The 26,680-nt window shown below is 57.6% G+C and carries 22 protein-coding genes; 16 read left to right on the top strand and 6 right to left on the bottom strand.

The genetic code is table 11. The annotated features are described in order from the left end of the window. Positions 1 to 108 precede the first annotated feature (108 nt). The gene (locus tag JXR15_RS18885; protein WP_422054749.1) at positions 109 to 1,503 is read left to right on the top strand and encodes a nucleotide sugar dehydrogenase; all 1,395 of its coding nucleotides are present in this window, start codon (positions 109 to 111) and stop codon (positions 1,501 to 1,503) included. Positions 1,504 to 1,547: 44 nt separating this feature from the next. Continuing rightward, the gene (locus JXR15_RS18880; RefSeq protein ID WP_422054748.1) at positions 1,548 to 4,163 is read left to right on the top strand and encodes a DUF6923 family protein; all 2,616 of its coding nucleotides are present in this window, start codon (positions 1,548 to 1,550) and stop codon (positions 4,161 to 4,163) included. A 21-nt stretch (positions 4,164 to 4,184) separates the two neighbouring features. Here the strand turns inward: JXR15_RS18880 and JXR15_RS18875 are convergent, their stop codons facing one another. Next, positions 4,185 to 4,799, bottom strand: coding sequence for a LuxR C-terminal-related transcriptional regulator (locus JXR15_RS18875; protein WP_422054747.1), 615 nt, complete (start codon positions 4,797 to 4,799; stop codon positions 4,185 to 4,187). A gap of 335 nt (positions 4,800 to 5,134) precedes the next feature. On the opposite strand from JXR15_RS18875, the gene JXR15_RS18870 reads away from it, so the two are divergent. Further along, positions 5,135 to 5,656: a molybdopterin-dependent oxidoreductase gene (locus JXR15_RS18870; protein WP_422054746.1), complete on the top strand. Its 522-nt coding sequence runs from the start codon at positions 5,135 to 5,137 to the stop codon at positions 5,654 to 5,656. A 36-nt stretch (positions 5,657 to 5,692) separates the two neighbouring features. Then, the gene (locus JXR15_RS18865; protein WP_422054745.1) at positions 5,693 to 8,182 is read left to right on the top strand and encodes an ATP-binding protein; all 2,490 of its coding nucleotides are present in this window, start codon (positions 5,693 to 5,695) and stop codon (positions 8,180 to 8,182) included. Between the two features lie 50 nt (positions 8,183 to 8,232). On the opposite strand, the gene JXR15_RS18860 is transcribed toward JXR15_RS18865, so the two are convergent. The 3 genes from JXR15_RS18860 to JXR15_RS18850 all read right to left on the bottom strand — a co-directional run bounded on the left by JXR15_RS18860 (position 8,233) and on the right by JXR15_RS18850 (position 11,348). Then, positions 8,233 to 9,291: a hypothetical protein gene (locus JXR15_RS18860; protein ID WP_422054744.1), complete on the bottom strand. Its 1,059-nt coding sequence runs from the start codon at positions 9,289 to 9,291 to the stop codon at positions 8,233 to 8,235. 231 nt (positions 9,292 to 9,522) lie between these two features. Beyond that, positions 9,523 to 10,629, bottom strand: a complete 1,107-nt coding sequence (locus JXR15_RS18855) for a Gfo/Idh/MocA family protein (RefSeq protein ID WP_422054743.1) — start codon at positions 10,627 to 10,629, stop codon at positions 9,523 to 9,525. Positions 10,630 to 10,637: 8 nt separating this feature from the next. Continuing rightward, positions 10,638 to 11,348, bottom strand: coding sequence for a GntR family transcriptional regulator (locus JXR15_RS18850; RefSeq protein WP_422054742.1), 711 nt, complete (start codon positions 11,346 to 11,348; stop codon positions 10,638 to 10,640). Positions 11,349 to 11,439: 91 nt separating this feature from the next. On the opposite strand from JXR15_RS18850, the gene JXR15_RS18845 reads away from it, so the two are divergent. Genes JXR15_RS18845 through dctP form a run of 6 tightly spaced genes read left to right on the top strand, consistent with a single transcriptional unit; the run spans position 11,440 to position 17,220 of the window. After that, positions 11,440 to 12,594 (top strand): LLM class flavin-dependent oxidoreductase, encoded by a 1,155-nt coding sequence (locus tag JXR15_RS18845; RefSeq protein WP_422054741.1) that lies wholly within the window; start codon positions 11,440 to 11,442, stop codon positions 12,592 to 12,594. Beyond that, entirely contained in the window at positions 12,594 to 13,484 is an 891-nt protein-coding gene (locus tag JXR15_RS18840) for an aldo/keto reductase (protein WP_422054740.1), read from the top strand. The genes JXR15_RS18845 and JXR15_RS18840 overlap by 1 nt, the downstream gene beginning before the upstream one ends. Beyond that, on the top strand, positions 13,484 to 14,008 hold the full coding sequence (locus JXR15_RS18835) for a flavin reductase family protein (RefSeq protein WP_422054739.1): 525 nt from the start codon (positions 13,484 to 13,486) through the stop codon (positions 14,006 to 14,008). Before JXR15_RS18840 ends, JXR15_RS18835 begins: the two co-directional genes overlap by 1 nt. Positions 14,009 to 14,065: 57 nt before the next feature. Then, complete coding sequence (locus JXR15_RS18830) at positions 14,066 to 14,656, top strand: TRAP transporter small permease (protein WP_422054738.1); 591 nt, start codon at positions 14,066 to 14,068, stop codon at positions 14,654 to 14,656. Next, the gene (locus JXR15_RS18825; RefSeq protein ID WP_422054737.1) at positions 14,656 to 16,125 is read left to right on the top strand and encodes a TRAP transporter large permease; all 1,470 of its coding nucleotides are present in this window, start codon (positions 14,656 to 14,658) and stop codon (positions 16,123 to 16,125) included. Before JXR15_RS18830 ends, JXR15_RS18825 begins: the two co-directional genes overlap by 1 nt. A 36-nt stretch (positions 16,126 to 16,161) precedes the next feature. Then, positions 16,162 to 17,220: a TRAP transporter substrate-binding protein DctP gene (dctP, locus tag JXR15_RS18820; protein ID WP_422054736.1), complete on the top strand. Its 1,059-nt coding sequence runs from the start codon at positions 16,162 to 16,164 to the stop codon at positions 17,218 to 17,220. Positions 17,221 to 17,268: 48 nt separating this feature from the next. On the opposite strand, the gene JXR15_RS18815 is transcribed toward dctP, so the two are convergent. Further along, a complete protein-coding gene (locus JXR15_RS18815) occupies positions 17,269 to 17,664 on the bottom strand; it encodes a tetratricopeptide repeat protein (RefSeq protein ID WP_283425464.1) in 396 nt (131 codons plus the stop codon). Positions 17,665 to 17,751: 87 nt separating this feature from the next. Between JXR15_RS18815 and JXR15_RS18810 the strand changes: the two genes are divergently transcribed. Beyond that, a complete protein-coding gene (locus tag JXR15_RS18810) occupies positions 17,752 to 19,071 on the top strand; it encodes a cytochrome-c peroxidase (protein ID WP_422054735.1) in 1,320 nt (439 codons plus the stop codon). A gap of 9 nt (positions 19,072 to 19,080) precedes the next feature. On the opposite strand, the gene JXR15_RS18805 is transcribed toward JXR15_RS18810, so the two are convergent. Then, the gene (locus JXR15_RS18805) at positions 19,081 to 20,109 is read right to left on the bottom strand and encodes a LacI family DNA-binding transcriptional regulator (protein WP_422054734.1); all 1,029 of its coding nucleotides are present in this window, start codon (positions 20,107 to 20,109) and stop codon (positions 19,081 to 19,083) included. A 206-nt stretch (positions 20,110 to 20,315) separates the two neighbouring features. Between JXR15_RS18805 and JXR15_RS18800 the strand changes: the two genes are divergently transcribed. The 5 genes from JXR15_RS18800 to JXR15_RS18780 all read left to right on the top strand — a co-directional run bounded on the left by JXR15_RS18800 (position 20,316) and on the right by JXR15_RS18780 (position 26,187). Continuing rightward, the gene (locus JXR15_RS18800; protein WP_422055030.1) at positions 20,316 to 21,818 is read left to right on the top strand and encodes a sugar ABC transporter ATP-binding protein; all 1,503 of its coding nucleotides are present in this window, start codon (positions 20,316 to 20,318) and stop codon (positions 21,816 to 21,818) included. After that, the gene (locus JXR15_RS18795) at positions 21,818 to 22,834 is read left to right on the top strand and encodes an ABC transporter permease (RefSeq protein WP_422054733.1); all 1,017 of its coding nucleotides are present in this window, start codon (positions 21,818 to 21,820) and stop codon (positions 22,832 to 22,834) included. Before JXR15_RS18800 ends, JXR15_RS18795 begins: the two co-directional genes overlap by 1 nt. Positions 22,835 to 22,956: 122 nt before the next feature. Then, on the top strand, positions 22,957 to 23,910 hold the full coding sequence (locus tag JXR15_RS18790; RefSeq protein WP_422054732.1) for a substrate-binding domain-containing protein: 954 nt from the start codon (positions 22,957 to 22,959) through the stop codon (positions 23,908 to 23,910). A gap of 70 nt (positions 23,911 to 23,980) precedes the next feature. Beyond that, positions 23,981 to 25,036 (top strand): sugar phosphate isomerase/epimerase family protein, encoded by a 1,056-nt coding sequence (locus JXR15_RS18785; protein ID WP_422054731.1) that lies wholly within the window; start codon positions 23,981 to 23,983, stop codon positions 25,034 to 25,036. Then, a complete protein-coding gene (locus tag JXR15_RS18780; RefSeq protein WP_422054730.1) occupies positions 25,036 to 26,187 on the top strand; it encodes a Gfo/Idh/MocA family protein in 1,152 nt (383 codons plus the stop codon). Before JXR15_RS18785 ends, JXR15_RS18780 begins: the two co-directional genes overlap by 1 nt. Positions 26,188 to 26,680 lie beyond the last annotated feature (493 nt).

Genomic DNA, 26,680 nt, shown 5'->3' with positions numbered 1-26,680 from the left:
CTCTCGAAAGAATAGCGGGCTGACCCTCGGGGCGTTCAGGCTGACCTATTTCCAGAAAATTTGATGAAAACAATCCTCTAAATTGAACTCAATCAGGAGGACGACATTATGGAATACCGTAAGTTTTCACCACAGGACGCAGAGATTGTCGTCCCAGCCCCACGCCAAAAATCCAGCATCAGTGTTGTGGGTCTCGGCTATGTTGGCGCGGTTTCAACCGCGTGCCTGGCGTCTTTGGGCCATCGGGTGATCGGCGTGGATTTGGACCAGACCAAAGTGGATCAAATTGGCCGCGGTCAAAGCCCCATTCACGAAGATCAGCTCGCCGAAACCCTGACTGCGGGTGTTGCAGACGGATTGATCAGCGCGACGGATGATCTGCGCCAGGCGGTCATCGATACGGACGTGACCTTTGTCTCAGTGGGCACCCCCACTGCTGCGGATGGCGGCTGTGATTACAACTTCATCAAGTTGGCGTCTGACGCGATGGCTCAGGGTCTGCGCGACAAAGATGGCTTTCACGTCTTCGCCATGCGCTGCTCCATCCCGCCGGGCACAACGATGAAGGTCATGGCGCCCATTCTGGAGGCCGTGTCGGGCAAAGTGGTTGGCCGCGATTTTGGCATCTGTTTCAATCCGGAATTCCTGCGCGAGGGTGTGGCGATTGACGATTTCCACAACCCGCCCAAAACCGTGATCGGGACCACCGATTTTGCCACGGCAGAGATCATGCGCCGCATTTATGCGCCGGTGGATAACAAGCCGATCCTGACCACCATCGAGGTGGCTGAGACCATCAAATACGTCGACAATGTTTGGCACGCCACCAAAGTGTGTTTTGCCAATGAAGTTGGGCGTTTGTGCAAGCCGTTGGGGGTGGACAGCCACGCGGTGATGGACATCTTCACGCAGGACCAGAAGCTCAACCTGTCCGCCTATTACCTGAAGCCGGGTTTTGCCTATGGCGGCTCTTGCCTGCCAAAGGAGGTGCGCGCGGTGCAGCATGTGGCCAGCACCCTTGGTGTTGATCTTCCGATGATCGGTGCACTGGAACAGTCCAACGCGGAGCAAATCCAACAGGCTGTGGAGATGGTGCAGAAAACCGGCGCCAAGCGGGTTGGCATTCTGGGGCTGGCGTTTAAGCCCGGCACCGACGATCTGCGCGAGAGCCCAATTCTGGAGGCCATGGCGACGTTGCAACAACAAGGCGTTGAGCTGCTGGCCCATGATGAGGCCGTGACCAAGGACACGCCTCTGGACGGGCTGGCGAGCTACACCAAATACGGCAGCCAAGGTCTGGCCAAATTGGCGGAAGGCCTGTCCGACATGCTGCGTGACGATGTCGACAGCGTCATGGCAGAGGCCGATGTGGTGATCGTGTGCCACGCCAATGACACCTACCGAGACGCGGTGCAGCGCCACAAGAACGTGTCCGTGGTGGATGTGGTGCGTCTGTTTGATGCCGCGCCGCAGGATCTCGCGATCAACGGCATCGGCTGGTGATCGGCCAAAGTCTCAACCTTTTCAGATATATGTGAGGACATAACATGCCCCCAAGCAACCTAAATCTCATCACTGGAACGGGCCTCTCCGATGTGCTCGACGGAACTGGCACAGGTGACCTCATTGCCGGACTGTCCGGCGATGACAGCATCACCGGCGGCGCGGGCAACGATGCTCTTCATGGCGACTATGAGCAGGCCAACCTGTTGGATGGCACCGACAACGCGACCGGGTTCACCGACTACGCCAACAGCGGAAATTGGACAGTGTCCGCTCTGGAGGGCGGCCATCAACAGATGAGCCAAACCATCACCACCGAAGCTGGCGGCGTCTACAGCCTGTCCTTCGACTTGGCGGCCAACTTTGCCGCGGGACAGCCCGGCGCCACGGTTGAAGTGTTCATTAACGGAGCTGTGGTGGGGACGTACTCCACGGAAAGCGGCGCTTATAATGGTTTTGACACAAGCTTCACCGCGGTTGGCGGGGAAACCGAGATCACATTGCGGTCCATTGACGGCCCTAACACAGGTCCGCCGGTAGACACATCCGGCCCAATCTTCCACTACGCGCGCGAGATGCAGATCGGCGGACAAATGGTGGAGGTGGCCGCCTTTGCAGACGGACAGGCCAACCTCTATCAAGTCCTGAACGGTACGCTGCATGTGTTTGATGTGGAAACACAGACCTATGAGGTTGCTGGTGCAGCGGGCACCGTGAACGTGAACTCCATGGGCTACAATGCGCAGGACGATCTGTTGTATGCCATCGCTGTTGGGACCGGTGTTGACAGCCTTGGCAACGCGGTGCAGCGCTCCGACCTGATCATGCTGGATGCCGAAGGCAACAGCTACCGGATTGGTGAAACGCCGTATCGGTCCTGGACCGGCGACTTTGATGACCAAGGCAACCTTTGGTCGTTCCAATCCAGCATGGATCGGATTGCGGTGATCGACGTCGACCAGCTGGACGCCAATGGAAGCCCAGTGGTGACAGTGCACAAAATCCCCAGCGATCTTGTTAGCCATCGTGTTTATGACGTGGCTTTTGATGCCAACACCCAAAGCTTCTACGGCGTGGCGCGTCCGCCATCCGAAGGTGCAGACACGATCCTGTTGGTTGTCGATATCTCCAGCGGCGCACCGGAATTCACTATGGTACCTGTAACCTCGACGGTTGTGGACGGAGTCACTCTGGACGGCGCGCCGGCCGTGACCTTTGGTGCGGCAATCATGGATGCAGACGGCAACCTGTTTGTCGGCGGCAACTCTGGTGACCATGACATGAACAACGCCACAGGCAACAGCGGTGGCATCTATCAGGTGGTGATCGACCCGGCGACCGGCGAAGCCAGCCTTGTGTTGCTGACCGAAGCGCCCAGTTCCTACTCCAACGACGGCGCAGCGGATCCAACCGCGGAAAGCCCCTTTGTCGAGGTCGATCTGTCGTCCTCCGTTTTGATCCGGGACCTGAGCCTCGTTGCGACGACCGAGGGCGAGCTGACCTACGACGACTCGCTCGAAGGCAACGGCGGCAATGACACGCTGGACGGTGGTATTGGCGAAGATGAGCTGATTGGTGGTGGTCTTGGCGACACGCTGTTGGGCGGTGACGGCGATGACTATTTGCACGGCGGCGCAGGCCCGGATGGCAACAGCACGATTGTGTCTTACTACGACAGCGACGGTCTGCGTTACGATCAATTTGGCAACCTTTTGCCGGAAAACGATGACTTCCTGCTTGGCGGTGAAGGCAGCGACACGTTGGAAGGCTCTGCAGGTCATGACACGTTGGACGGCGGCGAGGCCTCGGACGTTTTGAGAGGGGGATCGGGGTCTGACATGCTCTTTGGCAGCGCCGGTGACGATACGCTGTCTGGCGGTGGACAAGACGATGTGCTCTCAGGCGGATCTGGAGCTGACGTTTTGCACGGTGGCTCTGGAAACGATGACCTCTCCGGAAACGTGGGCGATGATCAATTGGAAGGCGGGTCCGGCAATGACAGCCTGTCAGGCGATGGAGGCGCTGATGAGCTGACCGGTGGCAGCGGCAACGATGCGCTCAACGGTGGAGAAGGTGCCGACCAGTTGGTTGGTGGCTCCGGGCAAGATGCGCTTAACGGTGGTGCTGGCGATGACGACCTGCGCGGCGGCTCTGGCGATGACGTCCTTGATGGCGGTTTGGGAAGCGACAACCTTCGTGGCGGCGCGAATGACGATGTACTCACCGGCGGCGAAGGCCGAGACAGCCTGCGCGGAGACAGAGGCAATGACGAGTTGTCGGGTGGCGCGGGCCGCGATTATCTCAGCGGTGCGACAGGCGATGATACGCTAGATGGGGGCGCAGACTCCGACCGCTTGTATCTGGGGGCAGGGGATGACGTAGCCACTGGCGGCAGCGGCGCCGACACCTTCATTTTCCGCAACGACGATCTAGACGGGTCGCAAGACCTCATTCTGGACTACACGGTTGCCGAAGGAGACCGGCTGCATCTGGGTGGTCTGGACCTTGGGGACAGCGAAAGTGACTATGCCGCCTGGTTTGCCAGCCATGTCAGCGTCAGCGGACAGGATGTCACGGTAGAGCTCGGCAACAACACAACGCTTCTGTTGCAGGGCACTGCGGATGACCTGGCGCTGCTCTCAGACAGCTTTGTGTTCTAGCAAAACGGCACAGAGGCGGGCTTATTCAAAGCCTGCCTCTTTTGCGATCAAAGCCGCCTGCGTGCGGTTTTTTGCGTTGAGCTTTTTGCACAGCGTGCGCACGTGCAGCTTGATGGTCACTTCTTGCAAATCGAGGTCACGCGCAATTTCTTTGTTGGACTGACCTTTGCACAGCCCGGTCAGCACCTGTTTTTCACGCTGGCTCAGCTGTTTCTCAAAATCGCTTTCTTCCGCTTCTCCGCCGGCAGCAAGCACACTGGCCGGCACAAAGGTCTCGCCTGCGATCATGAAACGCACCGCGTTGACCAGTGACTTGGCTCCCATGGTCTTGGGCAAAAAGCCAATGGCTCCGGCTTCCAATGCATCTTGGGCCACTTTGTTGGGGGCGGTGCCGCTGACAATGGCAAACGCCTGATCTGGATAGGCCGCGACGGCATCGATAAGGCCTTGAAGCCCGTTCATGCCAGGCATGCTGAAGTCCAGCAACACCAGATCAAAGGGACCTTTTTGTTCCAGAAGTTTCATGGCTTCGAAGTAATCTGATCCGGCCACAACGGCGGCGCGGCCTTCAGAGGTGAGGTAGGCAGAGATGGTTTCGCGAACCATCCCGTGGTCATCAGCTAACAAAATACGCATAGAAACGGGGCGTCCTACTCTTGGGTTTTGGGAGGACCCTACGAGGCCCTGCGTGTGTAAACCAGTCGTGACACCCTGACTTTGCTGTAAATCTTGCGACATACCAAGTTCCTTTTCAACCATGTGCCCTGGTGAACCGATGTTGGCATCAACAGGATAACTGCAGGTAAATTCGCATAGTTTAGGCAAAACCCGTGGGTGCATCAGATGACCGCCGACCGGCGAAGGGTCAGGCAAACTATACCAAAGGTTAGGGACCTAGACGGATGCCCAAACACGCGCCTCACCCGAGCATGTCAGAAAGAGACACGCCAACCAATTATTCGGAGTGTCCCATGTACCGTTTCAAAAAACTGCTCGCCGCCCCCGCCACGCCAAGCTTTTTGACTGGCGTCATCTTGCTCGCCATGGTGGCGTCTCAGGCCATGGCTGACACTTTGTTGACCGTCAGCGGAGATGTCTCAGAGTCGGATGCGGGACGGACCTGGCAGTTTGAAGAAAGTGACCTGCGTGCGCTGCCCCTGGTGCGGTTTGAAACCGATACGATTTGGACCGAAGGGACACAGGTGTTCGAAGGGGTGTCCTTGACCGCTCTTTTAACACATGTTGGTGCCAGAGATGGCGATCTGTTGGCCACGGCCGCCAACGACTACACCGTCTCGATCCCCACGTCGGACGCGGTGGAGAATGGCCCGATGATTGCCTATCTGCGCAACGGTGAAAAAATGTCCTTGCGTGACAAGGGGCCATTGTGGATCGTTTACCCATTCGCAGGCAACGTCGCCTATAAAACAGAAGAGTATTATTCCCGCAGTATTTGGCAACTTGATCGCATTGAGGTTGTTGCCAATGAGTGATTTGAGGCCCCCATCACGCGCATCAGGCACCTTCTTATGAATGGCAGATGGCCGTTTGTCCTCTTCGCAGGCTTGCTTCTGGCAAGCTTGCTTTTAGTTGGTGGCTTGGGGCGCACGGTTTTCACGGACCTGCGGGTTTTGTCCACGGCGCAAAACGATGATGTAAGCTGGCGCATGTCCCAGCTCGAGGTGGAGCTGTTGCGGCTGCAAATGGCGGCCCAATCTGCCGCAACTGAGGCCTCCCTGCCGTTGAGCGACGTCCGCAAGAGGTTCGACATTCTTTACAGTCGAGTCTCAAACGTCCGCCAAAGCGCGTTCTTCAGACCCATTTCCCAAGAGGAAACAGTCGCCAGAAGTACCGCGGACGCTACGGCCTTTCTTGAGCGAACAGTTCCATTGATTGACGGTGCGGATGAGGCGTTGAGCGCCTACCTGCCAACCCTGTTGTCCGACATTGACGCCTTGCGCCCTAAAATGCGGGCTCTGGCGCTTGCTGGTGTTGACCATTTCACCACGCAGGAAACCGCCGGTCGAAACCGCCTCTCAGTCACGTTGCAACGGTTGGCTTACGGGCTGACGGCCTTGATTGCGGTGTTGTTCCTCGCGCTCGCCAGCCTGATCCAGCTTTTCCGCCTAGGCCAGCGGGCCTCTCAAAAAAGCGAACAAGCCCGCGCCCGTTTTGAGGCGGCCGTGTCGTCGTCGTTGGATGCGGTGCTTGTTGTAGATCGGCGCGGGCACATTGTGGAGTTTAATGGCGCGGCGGAAACCGTGTTTGGCTACGCGCGCAAGGATGTCCTTGGGCTCGATATGGCAGATGTGATTGTGCCAGAGGACCTGCGCGCGGCTCATCGGGCTGGACTAAAACGCTTTCTAAAAACCGGTACAAAGAAGGTGATTGGCGCTGGCCGGCTCCGGCTACAGGGGCTGCGCGCTAACGGAGAAGTGTTTCCTGTAGAGCTTTCGATATCGCTGTCAGAAGCCAGTGGAGAAACGGTGTTTGTGTCTTTTCTGCGCGACATCACCAGTGAGTTGAAAGCCGAAGAGGATCTGAAAGACGCGCTTGAAAAAGCGCAGGTTGGTGAGCAGGCAAAATCCAATTTGCTGACGGTGATGAGCCACGAAATGCGCACGCCACTCAACGGCATTTTGGGGTCATTGGAGTTGATGGATCAGTCAAATCTAAGCGATGCGCAAAGGCGGTATCTGGCGTCGATAGGCATTTCTGGCGAACTGCTCCTGTCCCATGTGAACGATGTGCTGGATTTGTCCGCCTTGACGTCCGAGGCCGCGGCCCCGAAGCACGCGCCTTTTAATCTCAGGGCATTGGTGCAGGACGTGGTGGACAGTCTGCAAAGCAATGCGTCTCAGCACGCAAATATGCTCACAGTGGATTTTCTGACGGAGGATTTGCAGGATGTCAGAGGCGACCGCAGTTCGCTGCAGCGCTGTATGGTGAACCTGGTTGGCAACGCGTTGAAGTTCACGCGTGATGGCAGTGTCTCGATTGAAATCGAACGTCTTTCCTCGGGCGATGTGGTAGAGTTTCGTGTGGCGGACACCGGGGTGGGCATCGCGCCGGAAAACCTCAGCCGGATTTTTGAAGAGTTTGTCACGATCGACACGGCCTTTGACCGGGAGAACTCAGGCACCGGCCTTGGGCTCGCGATCACCAAGCGCCTGATTGAGCGCAACGGTGGGGAACTGGAGGCCGACAGCTTGTTGGGCGAAGGCAGCCTGTTCACGTTCCGCTTGCCACTGCCAATCACGACGGAATTGGTGGGCCTTCCAACCAATCCTGACAGGCAATCCCTGCCGGAGCTGCCGGCGGGATTTCGGGCTTTGGTTGTGGACGACAACGACATCAATCGTGAAATTCTGTCGCATATCGTGCGTGATCTGGGAGGGAAAACGCAGGCGGCCAGCAACGGCTTTGAGGCCATTGAGATATGTGAGGCTGCGGATTTTGACGTTTTGCTTTTGGATATCAGTATGCCGGGTATCGACGGGTTGGAAACGCTGAAGCGCATCAGAAAAGGTGCCTCACCAAATGTCGCAACCCCCGCTATTGCGGTCACAGCACACGCCGCGCCAAGTGATCATGAGGCTATTCTGTCGCAAGACTTTCAGACGTTGATCCTAAAGCCGGTTCGGCGCGCAGAAATCCAAGCCGCTCTGGCTGACGTGTTTGGCGTGCAAGGCAGTGGTGCGGAGTTCACCGAAGCGACGCAGGACGCCCCAGAATTTCTCAAGCAGTTTGGTCTCGAACGTTACACCGAAGCCGTACGGGAAACCCAGGGCGAGATCTCGCAGTTCCTGACCGGCAAGCAGGCCTCCCATCCGTTGACCAAAGCGGAAAGAGAAGAGGCGCACCGATTGTCCGGTTCCGCAGCGGTCTTGGGGTGGATGGACCTCTGGAGCGCGTTACAAGCGGTGCAAAACGCACCGGACGACCACTGGGGTGAACATCTCCACCACTTGCAGTTCGAATTTGATCGTGTGTTCCCGGATCAAATACATCAGCCCTAAAACGCAGAATGGGCGCAACGTGAGCCCATTCATGTGTGTCTGTGAGAGGTTCAGAGCTCTGTGCGCACCTGCGCCAATTCTCCCGCGACAGCTTTGATGCTTTTGGATTTTAATGGTCCATAGAGGCACGCGCTTTCCTGACCAGTATCGCGGCAAAAGGCGTTGATGGACCGGATCAAAGGGCGGTTCATATATGGGCTGGCACGGCCCACTGCATAACCCAGATCGCGTAGCTCCATCTGCACAATCCGCACATAGGCGTTTTTGTTGATTTTGGCTGCCACAGAGAGCCCACGCCCAAACACATCATTTGGCGCCGCACGCACGATCTCTTCAGAGGCACGCCAGAACTGAGCGGGGTTTTGATCGCGCGCCAGATACAACCCTTCTTCGACCTGGATTTTTGCGCGCAATCCTTCGGTTTGCAGAAGCCTGTCACGGGTGGCGAGTGTGCCGCGCGCATGTCCGACAACCCGATAGTACTTCAGTAAGGCTTCTGCCGCTTTGGGGTCGCCATCCGCATGCCGCGCGTGGAGCTGGGTCAGAGTGTCGGTCACATCAACCCGTTGCGAAAGGTCCCGCGTTAAGGCGTCCAGCAACAGCATCTGGCCATCGCGACTGTCTGCCTTTGCCAACTCGGCCAATGTTGGAATTCCCAAACGGGGATCGGACAGAGGCCCCAATCTCCCCGTTGCATGGGCCCAGGCAAGAACCGCGTCGCCTTTCTGAAGGTCGTGCGCAGAGGCGGCTAACAGGCTCCGCTGTGCAGCCTCGTAGTCCTGTAACGACAGGTGCACTTTGCCCAAGGACACAAGGGACTTGCTTTGTCCCAGTTCTACGGCCTGGTTATAGTAAAAGATGGCCTGCGCGGTGTCTTGATCTCCGCCGATGCCTTTGAAACTAAAGTAGCCCAACCGATCACAGGCCCGCGCATAGCCGTGGGTACAAATCGACTGCAGGATGTCGATAGCCTCTTTCGGCGCATCCTCGAGGGATGCCATGGCCTCGTTATAGAGCGTTTTCGGGGGTGTCTCTGCGTAGGCTTGTGGCAGGCCGATCACACCGACAGCGGCACAGCCTACCGCGAGACATTTGAGCATGTGGAACATTTCAACCTCCTACTGATATGGGATCAGTATGGCGGTGTTGCTGAAGGTCTAGGCGCGCACGAAAGTATAGTGGGAAGCGCATTTGGAGATACTGCGGTTCTGATGTGGTGTCACTCAGCTTGGTGGCCTGTGAGCGCGTCAACCTTATGCCTTGCCAGTCCCTCGACGAAGGTGATCGGCGCGTGGGCGTTGGCGATGCAGTGCCAAACGGAAGCCACGCGCCTGAGCCGTTTAGGTGATCTCCAACATCTCGACAGATCGCTTCTCTTGGATGGATGTTTGCGCCGCAATGCCCATCAGGACAGCCATTTTGCCGTCGGTCAGGCTCACCTCGGATGTGGACCGCTCGCCGCGCACCAACTCCAGGAAATATTTGTGTTGGTAAAAGGTTGATCCGTTGTGGTCGCCTGCATCGAGGATGTCCGGATCCACAGGGATTTCCTGTTCAACGGGTCCCTTGGGCGCGCGCGGAGACAGGATGAGCTTGGGGGTAGGCGCGGCGCCAAGGTGCGCGGGCCAGAAGCGGCCCGGCCCGGGGACCAGCGCCTCGATTTTGCCTTTTGGACCGACCGCTGCGATTTCCTCCTGATATTCGGCGCCTTCGGCAAACATGCAAAGTTCGAGCATCGCGCGGGCGCCGTTTTCGAAATCGACGATGACATATCCATTGTCGAGAATGTCCGGCGCTTGCCCATCATAGCTTTCGTCCAGATGGTTCGCGTCCTGCCCGCCCGAGGCCATCACGCGCACGGGTTCTGACCCAAGCGTCAGGCGCATGAGGTCAAAGAAATGGCAGCATTTTTCCACAAAGGTGCCGCCGGATTTGGCGTTGAAGCGGTTCCAGTCATCGACCTTTTCCAGAAAGGGAAAGCGGTGTTCACGGATGGTCAGCATTTTGATGCCGCCAGTGACATCTGCTGCGTTTTCAAGGAACGCCGCGACTGGTGGCATATAGCGGTATTCCATCGCAACCCAGGCCGCGGCGGGATAGCTGGCGATGAATTCATCGATTTCGGCCAGGTCCTGCGGATCCGTGTACAACGGTTTCTCGACAAGGATCGGCAGGGGGCGGATTCGGGCGATCTCTTGCAGTTGGGCTACATGGCAGAAATTCGGGCTGGCGATCAGCAGGCAGTCCAGAGCGTCGACGGCCAGCAGCTCTTCCAGGCTGTCGACAAACTGCGCATCGGGCGCGAAACGCGCGCTCTCCGTGCGCATTTGGGCGTTGGGTTCGAAGATGGCCCCAACTTCCGTGTTCGGGAGGAGTGCAATGTTGCGCAGATGCTCTTGTCCCATCATGCCGCAGCCGATGATCCCGTAGGTGGTGGGTTTCGTCATAATGCCTCCTAAGTCAGGCGTTGGATGTAGATAGAGTGTTCCGGGTCAAACCAGGTGCGTGAAAACTCGACCGGAGCGCTGGCTTGCGACCAGCTTAGGCGTTCGATGTAACCAGAAACTGCCCCAGGAAGTTGGCCGAAGGCTTCTGGCGCCCAGTGCGGCACGTGCCCGATGGAGACGCGATCTTCGGCGCGACGTATCCAGAAGCCAAGCTGCTTTTGATAATAGTGGTACAGCGACTCCGACAGTTTGGCCGGGTCCACTTTGCCGGCGTCGCCGTCCAGCCAGATTTCTTCGACCGCGATCACCACGTCGTCCAGATAGCGCAACCTGCGAATCCGTGTGCCGTGATTCGAGGTGCCAAAGGCTGGCAGGCCGGAAGGCTTGTCCATGTCATGCACCGAGAGGATGTCCGCAGTGGGCAATCCGCCCCCCCCCGGCAACTCCAATCGGAACATGGAGTAGACGCTGCGCCCGCTTTGCGTGGCGCGCACATAGTTGCCGGATCCTTGTACGCGCTCAAGCATGCCTTGCTTCTCCAGTTCGGCAAGGGATTTGCGCAGTGTGCGCACGGTGGTTCCGTATTGCTTGGCCAGCTCGCGCTCAGGCGGCAAGCGCTCTCCGTCCACCAGACGGCCAGCCGCGATCTCTCGGATCAGGGTTTCGCTGATCTGCAAATAGAGCGGCAGCGCCGAACTGGAGAGGTCTGGATTTGACATAGATCATCCCGCAAAATTGATACACCATTGATCTACATCAAATCGCAGTTTATTCAAGAGGTAAGGAAAACGAGATTTTGGGAGGAACTCGATGACCATCGTGCCGGTGACATCTGCTGATCTGGATGCTGTGGAAGTGTCGTGGTTTGCCGCGCTGTGCTCAGACGACTACCAATTTCTTGGCGTGCCAGATGGCGATCTGCGGTCGTCCTGGGCGCATTGCTCGGGCATCGTGAAAGAAGCTGAGGCGCAAGGCTTCCGCAATATTCTGTGCCCGTCTTCTTATCAGGTGGGGCAGGACACGCTGAGCTTCGTGGCAGGCTGCGCGCCGATCACCAGCAAGATCAACATGCTGGCCGCCGTGCGCTGTGGAGAGATGCAGCCGATCATGCTGGCCCGTACACTGGCGACGTTGGACCACATGTTGGAAGGTCGGCTGACCGTGAACATCATCTCGTCCGACTTTCCCGGTGAAAAGGATGAGAGCAGCTATCGCTACCAGCGCTCGCGTGAAGTTGTCGAGATTCTCAAGCAGGCCTGGACCCAAGGCGAGATCAACCACAACGGTGAGGTCTACAATTTCCAGGGCCTGACAACTGATCCTGTGGTGCCTTATCAGACCGGTGGGCCATTGCTGTATTTTGGTGGCTATTCGCCGGATGCATTGGAGCTCTGCGGGCAGCATTGCGACGTGTACCTGATGTGGCCAGAAAAGATGGACGAGCTGGCCGGGCGTATGAAGGCGGTGAACGCGGTGGCGGAACGCTATGGCCGGACCCTCGATTACGGCCTGCGTGTGCATGTGATTGTCCGGGACACCGAGGCTGAAGCCCGTGAATATGCCGACTACATTGTGTCTAAACTCGATGACGAGCAGGGGCGCGCCATCCGGGAGCGTGCGCTGGACGCCAAGTCTCTAGGCGTGTCGCATCAGGCAAAGAACCGCGATGTGGCCGACGACGATGGCTTTATCGAGCCACATCTCTGGACCGGCGTGGGCCGGGCGAGATCCGGCTGTGGTGCGGCGCTGGTCGGGTCGACCGATCAGGTTTTGTCCAAGCTTGAGGCCTATCAAAAGATGGGGATGCGGGCTTTCGTTTTGTCTGGCTACCCGCATGTGGATGAGGCCAAGCATTTTGGCGCCCGCGTGATGCCGCATCTCAACACTGTATCGCTGCCACATGCCTATGGGCGCGTGCCGGCATCCACACCGCAAACCCCCCTTGGTATCGGAGAACGTCGCTGATGAACCGTGTCGAGATCGCAAACGGGCTGACTTTCAGCCGTCTGGTTTATGGCATGTGGCGTGTGGCCGATGATGCGGACACGTCGCCAGAATACGTAGAGGCAAAAATCCAAGCCTGTCTGGATCAAGGGATCACCACCATTGATCAGGCGGACATCTATGGTGACTACGGTGCCGAGGCCGTGCTGGGCGGGGCACTAAAAGCCAACCCGGCGTTGCGCAATCAGATCGAGATTGTGACAAAGTGCGATATCGTCGCGCCCATCGGGATTTATGCGGACAAGCCGGTCAAATACTACGACACGTCACGCGCCCACATCGAAGCCTCGGTGAACCGGTCTTTGCGTGAGATGGGGGTAGATCATGTGGATCTTCTGTTGATCCACCGCCCCGATCCTTTGATGGATCACAATGAAACCGGGGCAGCGCTGGATGATCTGGTGGCGTCGGGCAAGGTGCGCGCCGTCGGCGTATCGAACTTCCGCCCGTGGGACTGGAAGCTTTTGCAGTCGGCGATGAAGACCCCGCTGGTCACCAACCAAATCGAGATTTCGCTGGCGGAACTGTCCCCGTTCACAAATGGGGACTTGGCCTTTCATCAACAGCATGGCCACCCTGTCATGGCGTGGTCACCACTCGGTGGCGGCGGCCTGATGACCGGAACGGGGGATTTGGCGGACCGTTTGGACCGAATTGCGGCAGTGCAGGGCGTGGATCGTGCGGCCGTGGCCGTGGCGTTCCTTTTGCGCCATCCGGCCCACATCCTGCCGGTATTGGGCACCAATAATCTAGATCGTATCAAGATGATTTCGGACGCGGAGAAGGTCACACTGGACCGCGAAACCTGGTTCTCTCTCTACGAAGCCGCGCTCGGCAAGGAGGTCCCATGATGTCTGCGCACACTGTCGGGGGAAAGCTGAGCTTTGTGCCCGACCCGAACAACACACGGCTGTTGCGTGACGCGTTTGGACGGTTTGCCACCGGGGTGACCATTGTCACGGCGGCCTCGGAAAACGGTCCGGTGGCGATCACCGCCAACAGTTTTTCCTCGGTGTCATTGACCCCGCCCTTGGTGCTGTGGTCCCCTGACAAGAACTCGCGCCGGTTTCCGCATTTTGAGCGCGCAGATCACTATGCGATCCACGTGCTGTCGGCCGAACAGGACGATCTTTGCTGGACGGTGGCCAAAGATGCCTTTGGCTTGGCGGATGTCGCGCACCAAGTGAACGATTGGGGCGTGCCTATTTTGGACAATTGTCTTGCGCGGTTCGAGTGTACTCGCTCTGCGATTTACGAAGGGGGCGATCACGCGATTGTTCTTGGACATGTTGATCACGCAACCATGCGCGAAGACGGAGATGCTTTGACTTTCTACAAGGGCCAAATGGGCCAGATTGCTGCCGTAAAACAATAAGATCGGCGGCCCGCGTTCTGATGAGGACAGAATGCAAAACGGGAGGAGAAAGACACGATGAAGGCAGTCTTTGCTGTCTTGAATCTGTTGCGTCCATTGAACTCCGGACTGCTGGCAGTCGGGCGTTGGCTGGGCGTATTCGCCATTGGCGTGATGGTCGCGGCGATCCTGATCCAAGTCTTCTTTCGATACGTGTTGGGCAGCGCATTGCCCTGGCCCGACGAGGCTGCACGCTTTTTCATGTTGTGGATGACAGGCTTGATGGCGCCCACAGCGTTCCGCAATGGCGGCTTTGTGGCGATCGACTTCATTGATGCGGTGATCAAAGGCAAGACAATGCATCTTCTGCAGCTTGTCCTGCTATTGATCAGCCTGATTGTCCTGATCGTTGGGGTGCAGATCGGCTACAAAGAGGTCACCGGGCTTGGAGGGCGTTTCACCACCGCGTCTTTGTATCTGCCGACTTCTCTGACGTTTGACGACTGGTACCGGATCCCGCGCAGTTGGATGATGCTGTCGCTTCTGGTGGGCATTGTCCTGCTGATCCTGGTGAACATAGAGTTGTTGTTGGAGCGCTTTGTCCGGCTTCTGGGCATGGGCGGCCGCTTGCCTGCGCGGTCCGGCCTCCCCGTCGGAGGGTCTGAGTAATGCTGATCTGGTTTCTTCCGCTGTTTCTATTCCTTCTTCTGGTGGGTCTGCCGGTGTTTTTCTGCCTTTTGGCCGCGCCCGGCGCGTTGCTTTGGCTCAACGGGCAAGAGCGCGACATCACGTTGCTGTACCGCAACCTTTACAACGGGATGGACAGCTTCCCTCTGATGGCCATCCCGTTTTTCATGTTGGCGGGTGAGCTGATGAACCGGGGCGGGATCACCGTGCGCCTGGTTGAGTTCTCGCAAGCCTTGATGGGCCATCTGAGGGGCGGGCTTGCTCAGGTGAACATCCTGTCGTCGATCCTGTTTGCCGGGCTGTCTGGTTCAGCGGTCGCAGACACTTCTGCGCTTGGCTCCATGCTGATCCCGGCGATGGAACGAGAAGGCTATACCCGGAAATTTGCCGCCGCCGTGACCGCTGCGAGTTCTGTTATTGGGCCGATCATTCCGCCTTCAGGCATCATGATTATCTATGCCTACGTCATGGGCGAAAGCGTCGCCGCGTTGTTCTTGGCGGGCATTGTGCCGGGCATCCTGGTGGGCGTTGGCCTGATGGTAATGGTCCGCGTCATGGCCGACAAATACGATCTGCCCGCGGCGCGCCGTGTGACGTTTGAGAACGTTGATATCGGCGGTTTGGAAAGTTGGGTTTCCTTTGTGTTGGTGCGACTGAACCTCGGGCTTTTGCTGGCGCAATTTGCCCCGGCGGCTGACACAACCCTGTCCAAATGGCTGACATTCCTGGGCGCGGTGCTACTGGCGCATGGATTGATGCTGGGACTGCGCCGAGTGGTCAGCCCCGAATTCCGCATTGTCTGCAAGCGCGCCGTGGTGCCGTTGCAGACGCCGATCCTGATCCTGGGCGGCATTTTGGCCGGGGTGTTCACACCCACCGAAGCCGCAGCTGTCGCAGTTGCCTATGCGCTGTTGGTTGGGTTTCTGGTGCTGCGGACCATGAGGTTGAAAGACTTGCCGGAGGTTTTCACCCGTGCTGGCATCACCTCCGCTGTGGTGCTGCTGTTGGTGGGTGCGGCCATGTCGTTCAAAACGGTGGTCAGCCTAAGCCACGCACCGGAAATCCTAGCCGAGTTCATTCTGACCTTATCGGAAAACCCGCTGATCCTGCTGTTCCTGATCAACCTGCTGCTCTTTGTGGTGGGTATGTTTCTGGACGCGGGGCCCGCGATCATCATCCTTGGCCCCATTTTGGCGCCGGTCTTTGAAGGGCTCGGAGTCGAGTCCGTACACTTTGCGATCATCATGTGCGTCAATCTGACCGTTGGACTAGCCACGCCCCCTATGGGGCTTGTGCTCTTTGTCGCCGCCTCTGTCTCTCACGAACGGGTGACGACCATCGCAAAAGCCATCTTGCCATTCCTGGCGGTAGAGGTCGCGGTGATCTTCCTGATTACCTTTGTGCCTGAAATTTCACTGACCGTTCCGAAACTAACGGGGTTCTTGAACTGACACCAAAAAAACGACGTGCAACAGGAGGAAACACGCATGTTTATGAAACTGGCAAAGACGGTGGCACTGTCGGCCTTGATGGCCGGCACCGCGCTGACGGCGAGTGCGGCCGACTACACGATCCGTGCAACAGCAAACTCGAATGAAAACGATGAAGACTATGACGGTCTTGTTGTCTTCAAAAACTATGTCGAAGCCGCCTCTAACGGCGCCATCGAGGTGGAACTGTTTATCGGCACACAACTGTGCTCCAACGGCGCCGAATGCCTTCAGGGCGTGGCGGATGGGTCCATTGACGTCTACATCTCAACCTCTGGCGGCGCGTCCGGTTTGTTCCCGTATGTGCAAGTTCTCGACCTGCCGTATCTGATGGCGGATGACCGCATTGCGGAACATGTGCTGTCCGGTGACTTTACCCGCACAATGCGCGCAATGGCGTTGGAGGACAGCGGTGACGCGATCCGCCTGATGACCATTGGCAACACCGGTGGCTGGCGCAACTTTGCCAACACCAAACGCCGTGTGGCGGCACCTGCCGATATGGAAGGTCTGAAGATCCGGACCGTTGTCGCTGACCTGCCGCAGGAGCTTGTAAAAGCGCTTGGCGCGTCACCTACGCCAATCCCATGGCCTGAACTGTTCACCAGCTTCCAAACCGGTGTTGTTGAAGGCTCCAAAAACGGCATCACTGATATTATGGGCATGAAGTTCCCAGATGCGGGGCTGCAGTATGTGACCTTGGATGGCCACGCCTACATGGGTGCGCTGTGGTGGATGTCGAACCAGACGTTCATGGATATGCCAGAAGACATGCGCCGCGTGGTGGTGGACGGGTTCTATGCCCTGCAACAGGCCACCTTTGCTTCGCCAAAGCGTAAGTCGATTCAAGCCTATGAAGACTTCGTTGCCGGTGGCGGGGACCTCTATGTCCCAACCCCAGCAGAGAAAGACGCGTTCAAACAAGCGGCTTCCCCTGTTTATGACTGGTTCAAATCCAACGTGGCCCGTGGCGATGAGGTGTTCACCGCATTGACCGATGCGGTTGCAGCAGCTGAAGCGGACGTGAACGGCGCGCGTGACGCAGATCTGAACTAAGCTCAAACGGCGCGGGGGCAGTCCCTCGCGCCGCCTTTTGTCCGGCAGTTACCGGAACGGATACATCCACACGCGGTAGTCCTCGACCAGAATATGCGCTTTATCAATCTCTTCCTTGGTCATTTTCTTCACAACCTCTTCAAGGCTGATCGCCGCGTCGGGGTCTCCGCCGATCGCCGACAGCGTGTACCACATATAGGCCCGGACCAAATCCGGCGCGGGCATTCCGCGCCCGACCTCATAGTACCAGCCAATTCCAGATTGCGCGCCGGGATGACCTTTCATGGCACTGCGCAGATACCATTCAAACGCGCGCTGATCATCCCGCTCAACGCCAAGTCCCATCGCATACATCACGCCGATCAATTCCTCGGCGTCGGCATTGCCCGACCGGGCCGCCGGCCACATCGCTTCACGCGCGGCTTCAAAATCCCCGGCCTCCATAAGATCGCGCGCGGCTTCAATTTCGGCGAGGCCACATTGGGTCGTTCCTACGACCAACGCGGCCGCAAGAAGAAGCTTTTTTGTTGGGTGTCGCATGCGCTCTCCGTGATCCTGTTTGCCGCCCCGTCTTTCGCCGAGTTGCCTGCGTTGCCAACACCGTTGAGCGCCAATGACTTCATGGGTGTGGATGCCGAAAAGGCCGAACTGGGACGCCTGTTATTTTACGACAAGATCCTGTCCGGGAACAGAAATATCAGCTGCGGAACCTGCCATCATCCGCGATTTGGAACCTCTGATGGATTGTCGCTCGGATTGGGGGAAGGCGGGCATGGGCTTGGGCCGGAGCGGGTCTCCGATATGGGGGCAAACAAGGTCCAAAAACGTATTCCGCGCAATGCGCCCGCGCTATGGAACCTGGGTGCCAACACCATTGACACGTTAATGCATGATGGCCGGGTCAGCGTGGACCCCATATTTGGAAATGGCTTCAATACGCCCGCAGAAGAGTGGCTTCCCGATGGGCTAAAGTCCGTTCTGGCGGCGCAGGCGCTTTTCCCGATGACATCTGGGTTTGAGATGGCGGGGAATGTCGGCGAAAACGAGGTTGTTGGCGCGACGCGGGATAGGATTGATGCGGCTTGGCCAATCATCGCAAAACGAGTCAGAACGATCCCGAGATATGGCGCCGGTTTTGTCTCGGCATTCGACGAGATTGGCGCAGCCGAGGAGGTGTCGATTGTCCAAATCGCCGACGCCTTGGCCCATTTCATGGTGCAAGACTTCACGTCCTTTGACAGCCCGTTTGATGCTTATTTGGCGGGGGAAGATCAGGCTCTATCCGCAGTGCAAGTTCAAGGCATGGAGCTGTTTTTTGGCAAGGCGGGATGTAGCAATTGTCACTCCGGAAACTTGTTTTCTAATCAACAGTTTCATGCTTTGGGGCTGCCGGCCTTCGGGCCAGGCCGCACCCGAAGGTTTGACCCTTATGCGCGGGATGTCGGGCGCATGGGGGAAACGGACGACCTTGCGGATGCGTATCGCTTCCGGACCCCCATACTCAGAAATGTCGAACTCACAGCACCTTACGGGCACAATGGCGCGTACCCGACGCTGGAGCGGATGATCCGGCATCACCTCGATCCCCCAGCGGCGCGCGCCAATTGGAGAGTCGCTGATCTGACATTGCCCGACGTGCCTTGGCTAAGCCGCATCGATTTTGTCATCCAGCAGGACCGTATCGAAATGGCGCGGCATGCCAACCACCGTGACATTCACATTCCGCCCCGCAGTGACGCCGAAATTGCGGCATTGGTGGCTTTTCTTGAAAGTCTGACCGGGGCAGCGGCCAAAGCACAAACAAGCCGCATCCCGGAAGAGGTTCCCAGTGGATTAAAAGTGGATCGGTAACGGGCTTTGCTATTTGCGCCCAGCAGGTCCGCAGCTCTCCCGGACAACAAGGTCGCCGTGTAACTTTTCGCTCGTCTTTTCGGCCTTTTGTCCCTCCAGCCCATCCAGAAGGATCGCCATGGCGCGCTCGCCAATCTTGTTGCGCGGCTGGCGGATCGTGGTCAGGGCTGGGGTGATGTTGCTGGCAAAGGGAATGTCGTCAAAGCCTATCACGGAAAAATCCCCGGGCACATCAAACCCACGCAGGCGCAGGGCGGCAATCACGCCAATGGCGGTGTTGTCATTGAAACAGAAGAAGGCTGTCGGCAGTGTATCCTTGATGAAAAGGCGTTCCACGGCAGCGCGGCCGCCTTCGCTGCTGCCATCACCCTCGATGCGCCAATCGGCCAGTTCTTCGGCGCATTCCGCCAGACCTTTTCGGTAGCCGTCGTGGCGCAAGTCGGATAGCACATCGCCGGTGCCGCCGCCGACAAACACGATGCGGCGATGGCCGAGAGACACCAGATACTCGGTTGCCATTTTGGAGGCGGCCACGTCGTCCACCCCGACGAAGTCGGTTTGGGTGGCTTCCAGTGGGCGGCCCACAGCCACCAGGGGCGGGAGCTGCGTGACCGGATCTTGCGGCGCGCCTGCGACGGGCAGGTGCCCGGTTAGCAGAACAAGCCCATCCGCCACACCCGTTGCCAAGAAGCGCATGTGGTTTTCTTCCAGAGAAATCGCGCCCTCGGTGTTGCCGATCAACACGCCGTAGCCGCGCGCGTGTGCTTCTTTCTCCAGGCCGATCAGGACGCCTGGGAAATTCGGGTCGGCAATGGACGGCGTCAGCACCATGACCATTTTAGAGCGTTTCATGCGCAGGTTCTGCGCCATCACATTGGCGGTGTACCCGGTGCGCGCAATCGCGTTGGTCACCTTCTTGCGCGTGCTCTCCGCCACCTTTTCCGGGTTCCGAATCGCGCGACTGACCGTGGCAATGGAGACGCCGGCAAGCTTGGCGACGTCCTCGATTGTGGCAGATTTCTTGGGTGGTAATGACACGTTGGGCGCGCCTGTTGGTTTGGTGTTTTTGTTTATACGCGCAAGGCGGTTAGGAGCCTTATAGCCGCAATGCGGCATTGTGAAAAGGTTTACAGTGCGTGATGTAAAGGTTTACATGAAAGATGAAAACGTTTACATAAGTCAATCAACGCCCCCAAAGTGGGGTGGGAATTCAGGGAGGAGACGCCGTGCCGGATGGCCAGTCTATAAGTGTGCCGATTTTGTCGGCGGACGGGATCAGTAAGTCATTTGGCTCGGTCCCGGTTCTGTTCAGCGTCAGCATGGATGTTCGCGCTGGCGAGGTGCATGCGCTTATTGGAGAGAATGGGGCAGGTAAGTCCACCTTCATGAAAATTCTCTCCGGCTTCTTGCAGCCCACGTCAGGGCACATTCGGTTGGACGGCGTGGACACAGAGTTGCCTGGCAATGGTCAGTCCGAGACCTTGGGGATTGTTTTGATCCACCAAGAACTCAATCTCGCCGAGCAGATGACGGTTGAGGAAAACATCTTTCTTGGGCGCGAAATCATGAGCCGGGGTGTGTTGGATCGGGCCACAATGCGCGCCATGGTGCGGGGCTATCTGGATGACATCGGTCTCGACATTTCGCCCGAAGATCGGATTTCCGATCTCTCGATTGCCCAAAAGCAGATGGTGGAGATTGTCAAAGCCATTAGTCGCGATGCGCGAGTTCTGATTATGGACGAACCAACCGCGGTCCTGACGGAAGCGGAAACCGAGCTGTTCTTCGCGCAGGTGCGCCGCTTGAAGGCGCGCGGCACCGCGATTGTCTTTGTGTCCCACAAGCTGGCCGAAGTCAGCGCGATTTCCGATCAGGTGACCGTGCTGCGCGATGGCCAATGGATTGGCACCCATGCGGCGAAAGACGTGACGCCGGATACGATGGCGCAAATGATGGTGGGGCGCGAGTTGAGCGACTTTTACCCACCGATGAACGAAGTGGATGTGGATGCAGAACGCGTGCTTGAGGTACGTGATCTGGTGGCGCCCGGCGTGCACAACGTCAGCTTTGACCTAAGGAAAGGGGAAATCCTTGGGTTTTCAGGGTTGATCGGCGCCGGGCGTACAGCGGTTTTTGAGGCGATGTGCGGCCTGACATCGCGCACGCACGGCATCATCAACTTTGATGGAGCGCCCGCTCAATTCGGATCCGTGGCTGAGGCCCGAGATGCAGGTGTTGTTTACCTGACCAAGGACCGCAAAGAGAAAGGCCTGTTGCTGGGACAGAAGATGCGACCCAACCTGTCCCTCTTTGCCTTGCCGAAGTTTGTCAAAGGACTGAGCGTGGATCGCAAGGCGGAAGACGCCGCATTGGCACGGGCCATTCGCCGCTTTGATATCCGCGCGCGCGACCCAAATGTGAACGTGGGAGACCTGTCCGGTGGCAACCAACAAAAGCTGTTGCTCGCCAAAGTGATGGAGTGCGACCCGCGCGTCTTGATTATCGATGAGCCCACACGGGGGATCGACGTCGGCACCAAACAGCAAATCTATCACTTTATCGCGGCGATCGCAGCTGAAGGCGTGTCGGTTGTGGTGGTGTCCTCTGAAATGCCGGAAATCATAGGTCTGTGCCACCGCGTGGTGGTGATGCGCGAGGGTGAAATCACCGGAGTCGTGACCGGCGACCATATCAACGAAACTGAAATCGTGCGCTACGCCGCAGGACTTAAGCGGGAGCACCAGTAATGACCGAGACAACCATGAGTACAGCCAAACCTTCGATTTTGCGCGGCTTTGACCTTAAGGCTGCGGGTCCCGCCATTGCATTGCTCATTCTCTGTGTGATTGGGTTTCTGCTCAATCCGGCGTTCCTGAGCGAAGGCAATATTACCAACTTGCTCACACGGTCCGCGTTCATTGGCATCATTGCGGTAGGCGCGACTTTTGTGATCACCGCGGGCGGGATTGACCTTTCAGTTGGCTCAATGGCTGCCGTCATCGCCGGGGTGATGATCATTGTGATGAACAGCGCCGTGGACACTTTTGGAACTGGCGTCACCACAGTCCTGATCGGTTGTGGGTGCTCAATTATTCTTGGCCTGGGCGCAGGTCTGGTGAACGGCTTTTTGACCACCAAGGGCAAGATTGAAGCCTTTATTGTCACCCTAGGGACCATGGGCATCTACCGTTCGTTGGTGACTTATTTTGCGGACGGTGGCACACTCTCTCTGAACTATGACATCCGTGGCGTGTATCGCCCGGTTTACTACGACAGCTTCTTTGGCCTGCCGATCCCGGTATGGGTGTTCATCGTCGTTGCTGTCGCCGGATGGTTCCTGATGAACCGCACAGCGTTTGGCCGTTATTGCACAGCCATTGGCTCCAACGAGAGCGTGGCAAAATACTCCGCGATCAAAGTCGACCGTGTAAAAACGCTGACCTATGTGATCCAGGGCCTATGTGTCTCGCTGGCCACCATCATCTATGTGCCGCGTCTGGGGTCTGCGTCATCCTCAACTGGCGTGCTGTGGGAGCTGGAGGCCATCGCCGCTGTGATCATTGGCGGCACAGTGCTCAAGGGCGGTTATGGCCGGATTGGAGGCACCATTCTGGGCGCGCTGATCCTGACCACTATTGGCAACATTCTGAACTTCACTGACATGATCTCCAACTATCTGAACGGGACCATGCAGGGCCTCATCATCATCGTGGCCGTCTGGCTGCAACGCGGAGACTGGGGCCGCAACACGTCGGCAGACTAAGCGCCGACACACACCACACGAAGAATTTCTCGCAGAGCTTTGCGCGAAAGAACCGGGCGTCACCGGAGAGGAGAGGTGCGTCCAAAACACAGGGAAGACACTGGACTTTTAGGGAGGAAAACATGAAGACCTTTACCAAATTTGGAGCTTTGGCCACGGCGGCCACCATCGCCCTCACGGGCTGGGCAAGTGCCGAAACCATCAAGATCGGCGTGAGTTACCCAACCCCAACCCATGCATGGGCCGCTGGTATGAACTGGCATGCTGAAAAGGCCGAAGAACGGCTGGAAACGCTCTATCCAGATGTGGATTTGATCCTGGTGAACTCGCCTGATCCATCCGCACAAGCCAGCGCATTGGAAGACCTCGTATCAGTGCATCAGATCGACGCGCTTGTGGTGCTGCCGTTTGAAAGTGAGCCGCTCACCGATCCGGTGCTGAATGTCAAAAAATCCGGCGCGCTGATCACAGTTGTGGATCGTGGCTTAAGCCAGCCAGGCATTGAGGACATCTATGTCGCGGGCAACAACCCGGAACTGGGTCGTGTGTCGGCGGAGTACATGAAGGGACGTCTGAAGGATGGCGACAACATTGTTGTTCTGCGCGGTATTCCGACGCTGATCGACAACGAACGTTTTGACGCTTTCATGGCCGAAATCGAAGGCTCCGGCATCAACGTACTGGATCACAAGCACGCCAACTGGAACCGTGATGACGGCTTTGAAGTGATGCAGGATTTCCTGTCGCGCTTCCCTGACATCGACGCTGTTTGGGCTCAGGATGATGACATTGCCATTGGTGTTGTTGCCGCGCTGAAACAGGCAGGTCGTGATGGTGACGGTATGTTTGTTGTTGGTGGCGCCGGCATGAAAGAGACCATCAAAGGCATCATGGATGGCAACGAACTGGTGCCAGTGGACGTGCTCTATCCGCCAGCAATGATTGCCACCGCGATGGATGTGACCGTGTCTGCGTTCAAATCAAACGGCCCTGTGGCTGGGCGCTACATCCTGGGTGCGACGCTGATCACACCTGAGAACGCGGCGAGCTTCTACTTCCCGGATTCGCCGTTCTAAAGCGCCATTCGGGTACCCGAGAAGAGGCCCTTTCTCCCAAGGGGCCTCTTCTTCAAACAGGAGAAAAATCATGCAGACAATCAAAGGCCCCGCATTGTTTCTGGCGCAGTTTGCTGGCGACGAGGCCCCCTACAATTCCTGGGACAGCATCACCAAATGGGCCGCTGATTGTGGCTACAAGGGCGTGCAGGTGCCGAGCTGGGATGCACGCCTTTTTGATCTCGCCCGTGCGGCCAGTTCGCAGAGCTATTGCGAAGAACTGGTCGGCGTGGCGCGCGAGAACGGCGTAGCAATCACAGAACTTTCCACACATTTGCAGGGCCAATTGGTGGCGGTGCATCCCGCTTATGATGAAGCGTTTGATGGCTTTGCTGCCCCCGAAGTGCGCGGCAATCCTAAGGCGCGGCAAGCCTGGGCCGTGGAGCAGATGAAATTGGCGATTACGGCAAGCTATAACCTTGGCATCACATCCCACGTGACGTTTTCCGGTGCCTTGGCTTGGCCCTACATTTACCCTTGGCCGCAACGACCACCGGGGCTGATAGACACAGCCTTTGACGAGTTGGCCAAACGCTGGCGACCGATCCTGGATCACGCGGATCAAATGGGGGTGGACATATGTTATGAAATCCACCCGGGCGAAGACCTGCACGATGGGGTGACGTTTGAGATGTTCCTTGAGCGTGTGGACAATCATGCGCGGTGTAACATGCTTTATGATCCCAGTCACTTTGTGCTGCAGTGCTTGGACTACGTCGGTCACATCGATGACTACGCCGACCGTATCAAGATGTTCCATGTCAAAGATGCGGAGTTTAATCCAACCAGCAAACAGGGCGTCTATGGCGGCTATCAAAGTTGGGTCGATCGCGCTGGGCGGTTCCGCAGCCTTGGTGACGGTCAGGTTGATTTTGGCAAGGTCTTTAGCAAGATGGCAGCAAACAGTTTTGATGGATGGGCCGTGGTGGAATGGGAATGCTGCCTAAAGCATCCCGAAGACGGTGCGCGCGAAGGGGCGGCGTTCGTGCGCGACCACATAATTCGCGTGACCGAAACCGCCTTTGACGACTTCGCCGATGGCGGCACCGATGAAGACGCCAACAAACGCATGCTGGGGATTTTGTAATGAGTGAGTTTGAGAGACCAATCCGGTTGGGCATGGTCGGCGGCGGCAATGATGCCTTTATTGGTGCGGTACACCGCATTGCGGCCCGCATTGATGGCCAATTTGAGCTTGTAGCCGGGGCACTGTCCTCGACGCCGGAAAAAGCGCAGGCGTCTGGGCAAGCTTTGGGCCTTGCGCCTGACCGGAGCTATGATGATTTCAAAGCCATGGCGATCCGCGAGGCACGATTAAAAGATGGCATCGAGGCCGTGGCGATTGTCACACCAAACCATGTCCATATGGCCGCGGCGCGGGAGTTTCTAAAGCGCGGCATTCATGTGATTTGCGACAAACCGTTGACCTCAACTTTGGCCGATGCACGTAAGATGGCGCAGGCGGTTGAGAAATCGGACGCGCTGTTTGTTCTAACTCACAATTATACCGGTTACCCGCTGATCCGGCAGGCACGGCACATGGTTGCCAATGGTGACTTGGGAGACATCCGCGTGGTGCAGGTCGAGTATCCGCAAGACTGGCTCACCGAGCCCCAACCGGATGACAACAAGCAGGCCAGTTGGCGTACCGATCCCGCCCGGTCTGGGGCCGGTGGCTCAACGGGGGACATTGGCACCCATGCCTTTAATCTTGCCTGTTTCGTAACAGGCCTGACGCCGGAAAGTCTTTGTGCGGACCTTCAGAGCTTTGTGGATGGGCGGCAAGTGGATGACAACGCCCATGTGATGCTGCGCTTTAAGGAAGGCGCACGAGGCATGCTGTGGTGTTCTCAGGTGGCACCCGGCAACGAAAATGCGCTGCGGTTGCGGGTCTACGGCTCCAAGGGCGGCATCGAATGGGAGCAGGAAACCCCCAATGTGATGCGCCACACGCCTTTTGGCGAACCGACTCGGCTGCTGACACGGGCCGGAGCAGGGGCAATTGGTCAGCCGGATCATCTCACCCGCACTCCGGGAGGACATCCGGAAGGGTATTTGGAAGGCTTTGCCAATATCTACCTGGAAACAGCGACCTGCATTCGGGACAGGCAAGCGGGGAAACAAGCGCGCGCGCTTTCAATGCTTCCCGGCATAGAGGACGGCTTGCTGGGGATGGCGTTTATTGATGCCTGCGTGCGCAGCTCGGCAAGGAACGCGGCGTGGGTGTCGTTGGGGTAGCGCACGGGCTGTCGCGTTAGGCTGTGTCATTATAGTGTTGCATTCCGGGGCGTGGTCGTTTGGTGGCGCCGACCAGCCCAACTGGCAGATAGAACGGATCGACATCAATCTGTGCTGCCTCGCACGGACACGGCAGATCACCACGCTTTGACCCCATGAGGAGGGGCTTGCGGCGCACCGTCCTCAGTGCACCATATTCAATGACGGGGCTGATTCACATTGCCCGCACCATTGGGGTGTTTGTGACGAATTGGCCCCTTTGAGGCATTGGCTGATTGGGCTTGGCTGTGCGTCTTCCCTGTGAAGGCCCGCTTGTCACGTGCGTCTGGTCGTACGCTTGCACGGGAGGCTAGTCATCATTCACAGAGTCCACCCGCCTCGCCCGCAGTGTTCACTGTTCTGAAATGCCAGCGCCACTTCCCCAAGCCTGCTCCTATGTGATACCTCTACGATACTGACGTGATACCGACGTTGTTTTTGGGCGCTTTCTGGT

This window comes from Shimia sp., from assembly GCF_049116215.1.
Taxonomy (GTDB): domain Bacteria; phylum Pseudomonadota; class Alphaproteobacteria; order Rhodobacterales; family Rhodobacteraceae; genus Shimia.
Note: the sequence above shows the minus strand (reverse complement) of the source record. Positions and strands in the feature narration are given on the sequence as shown.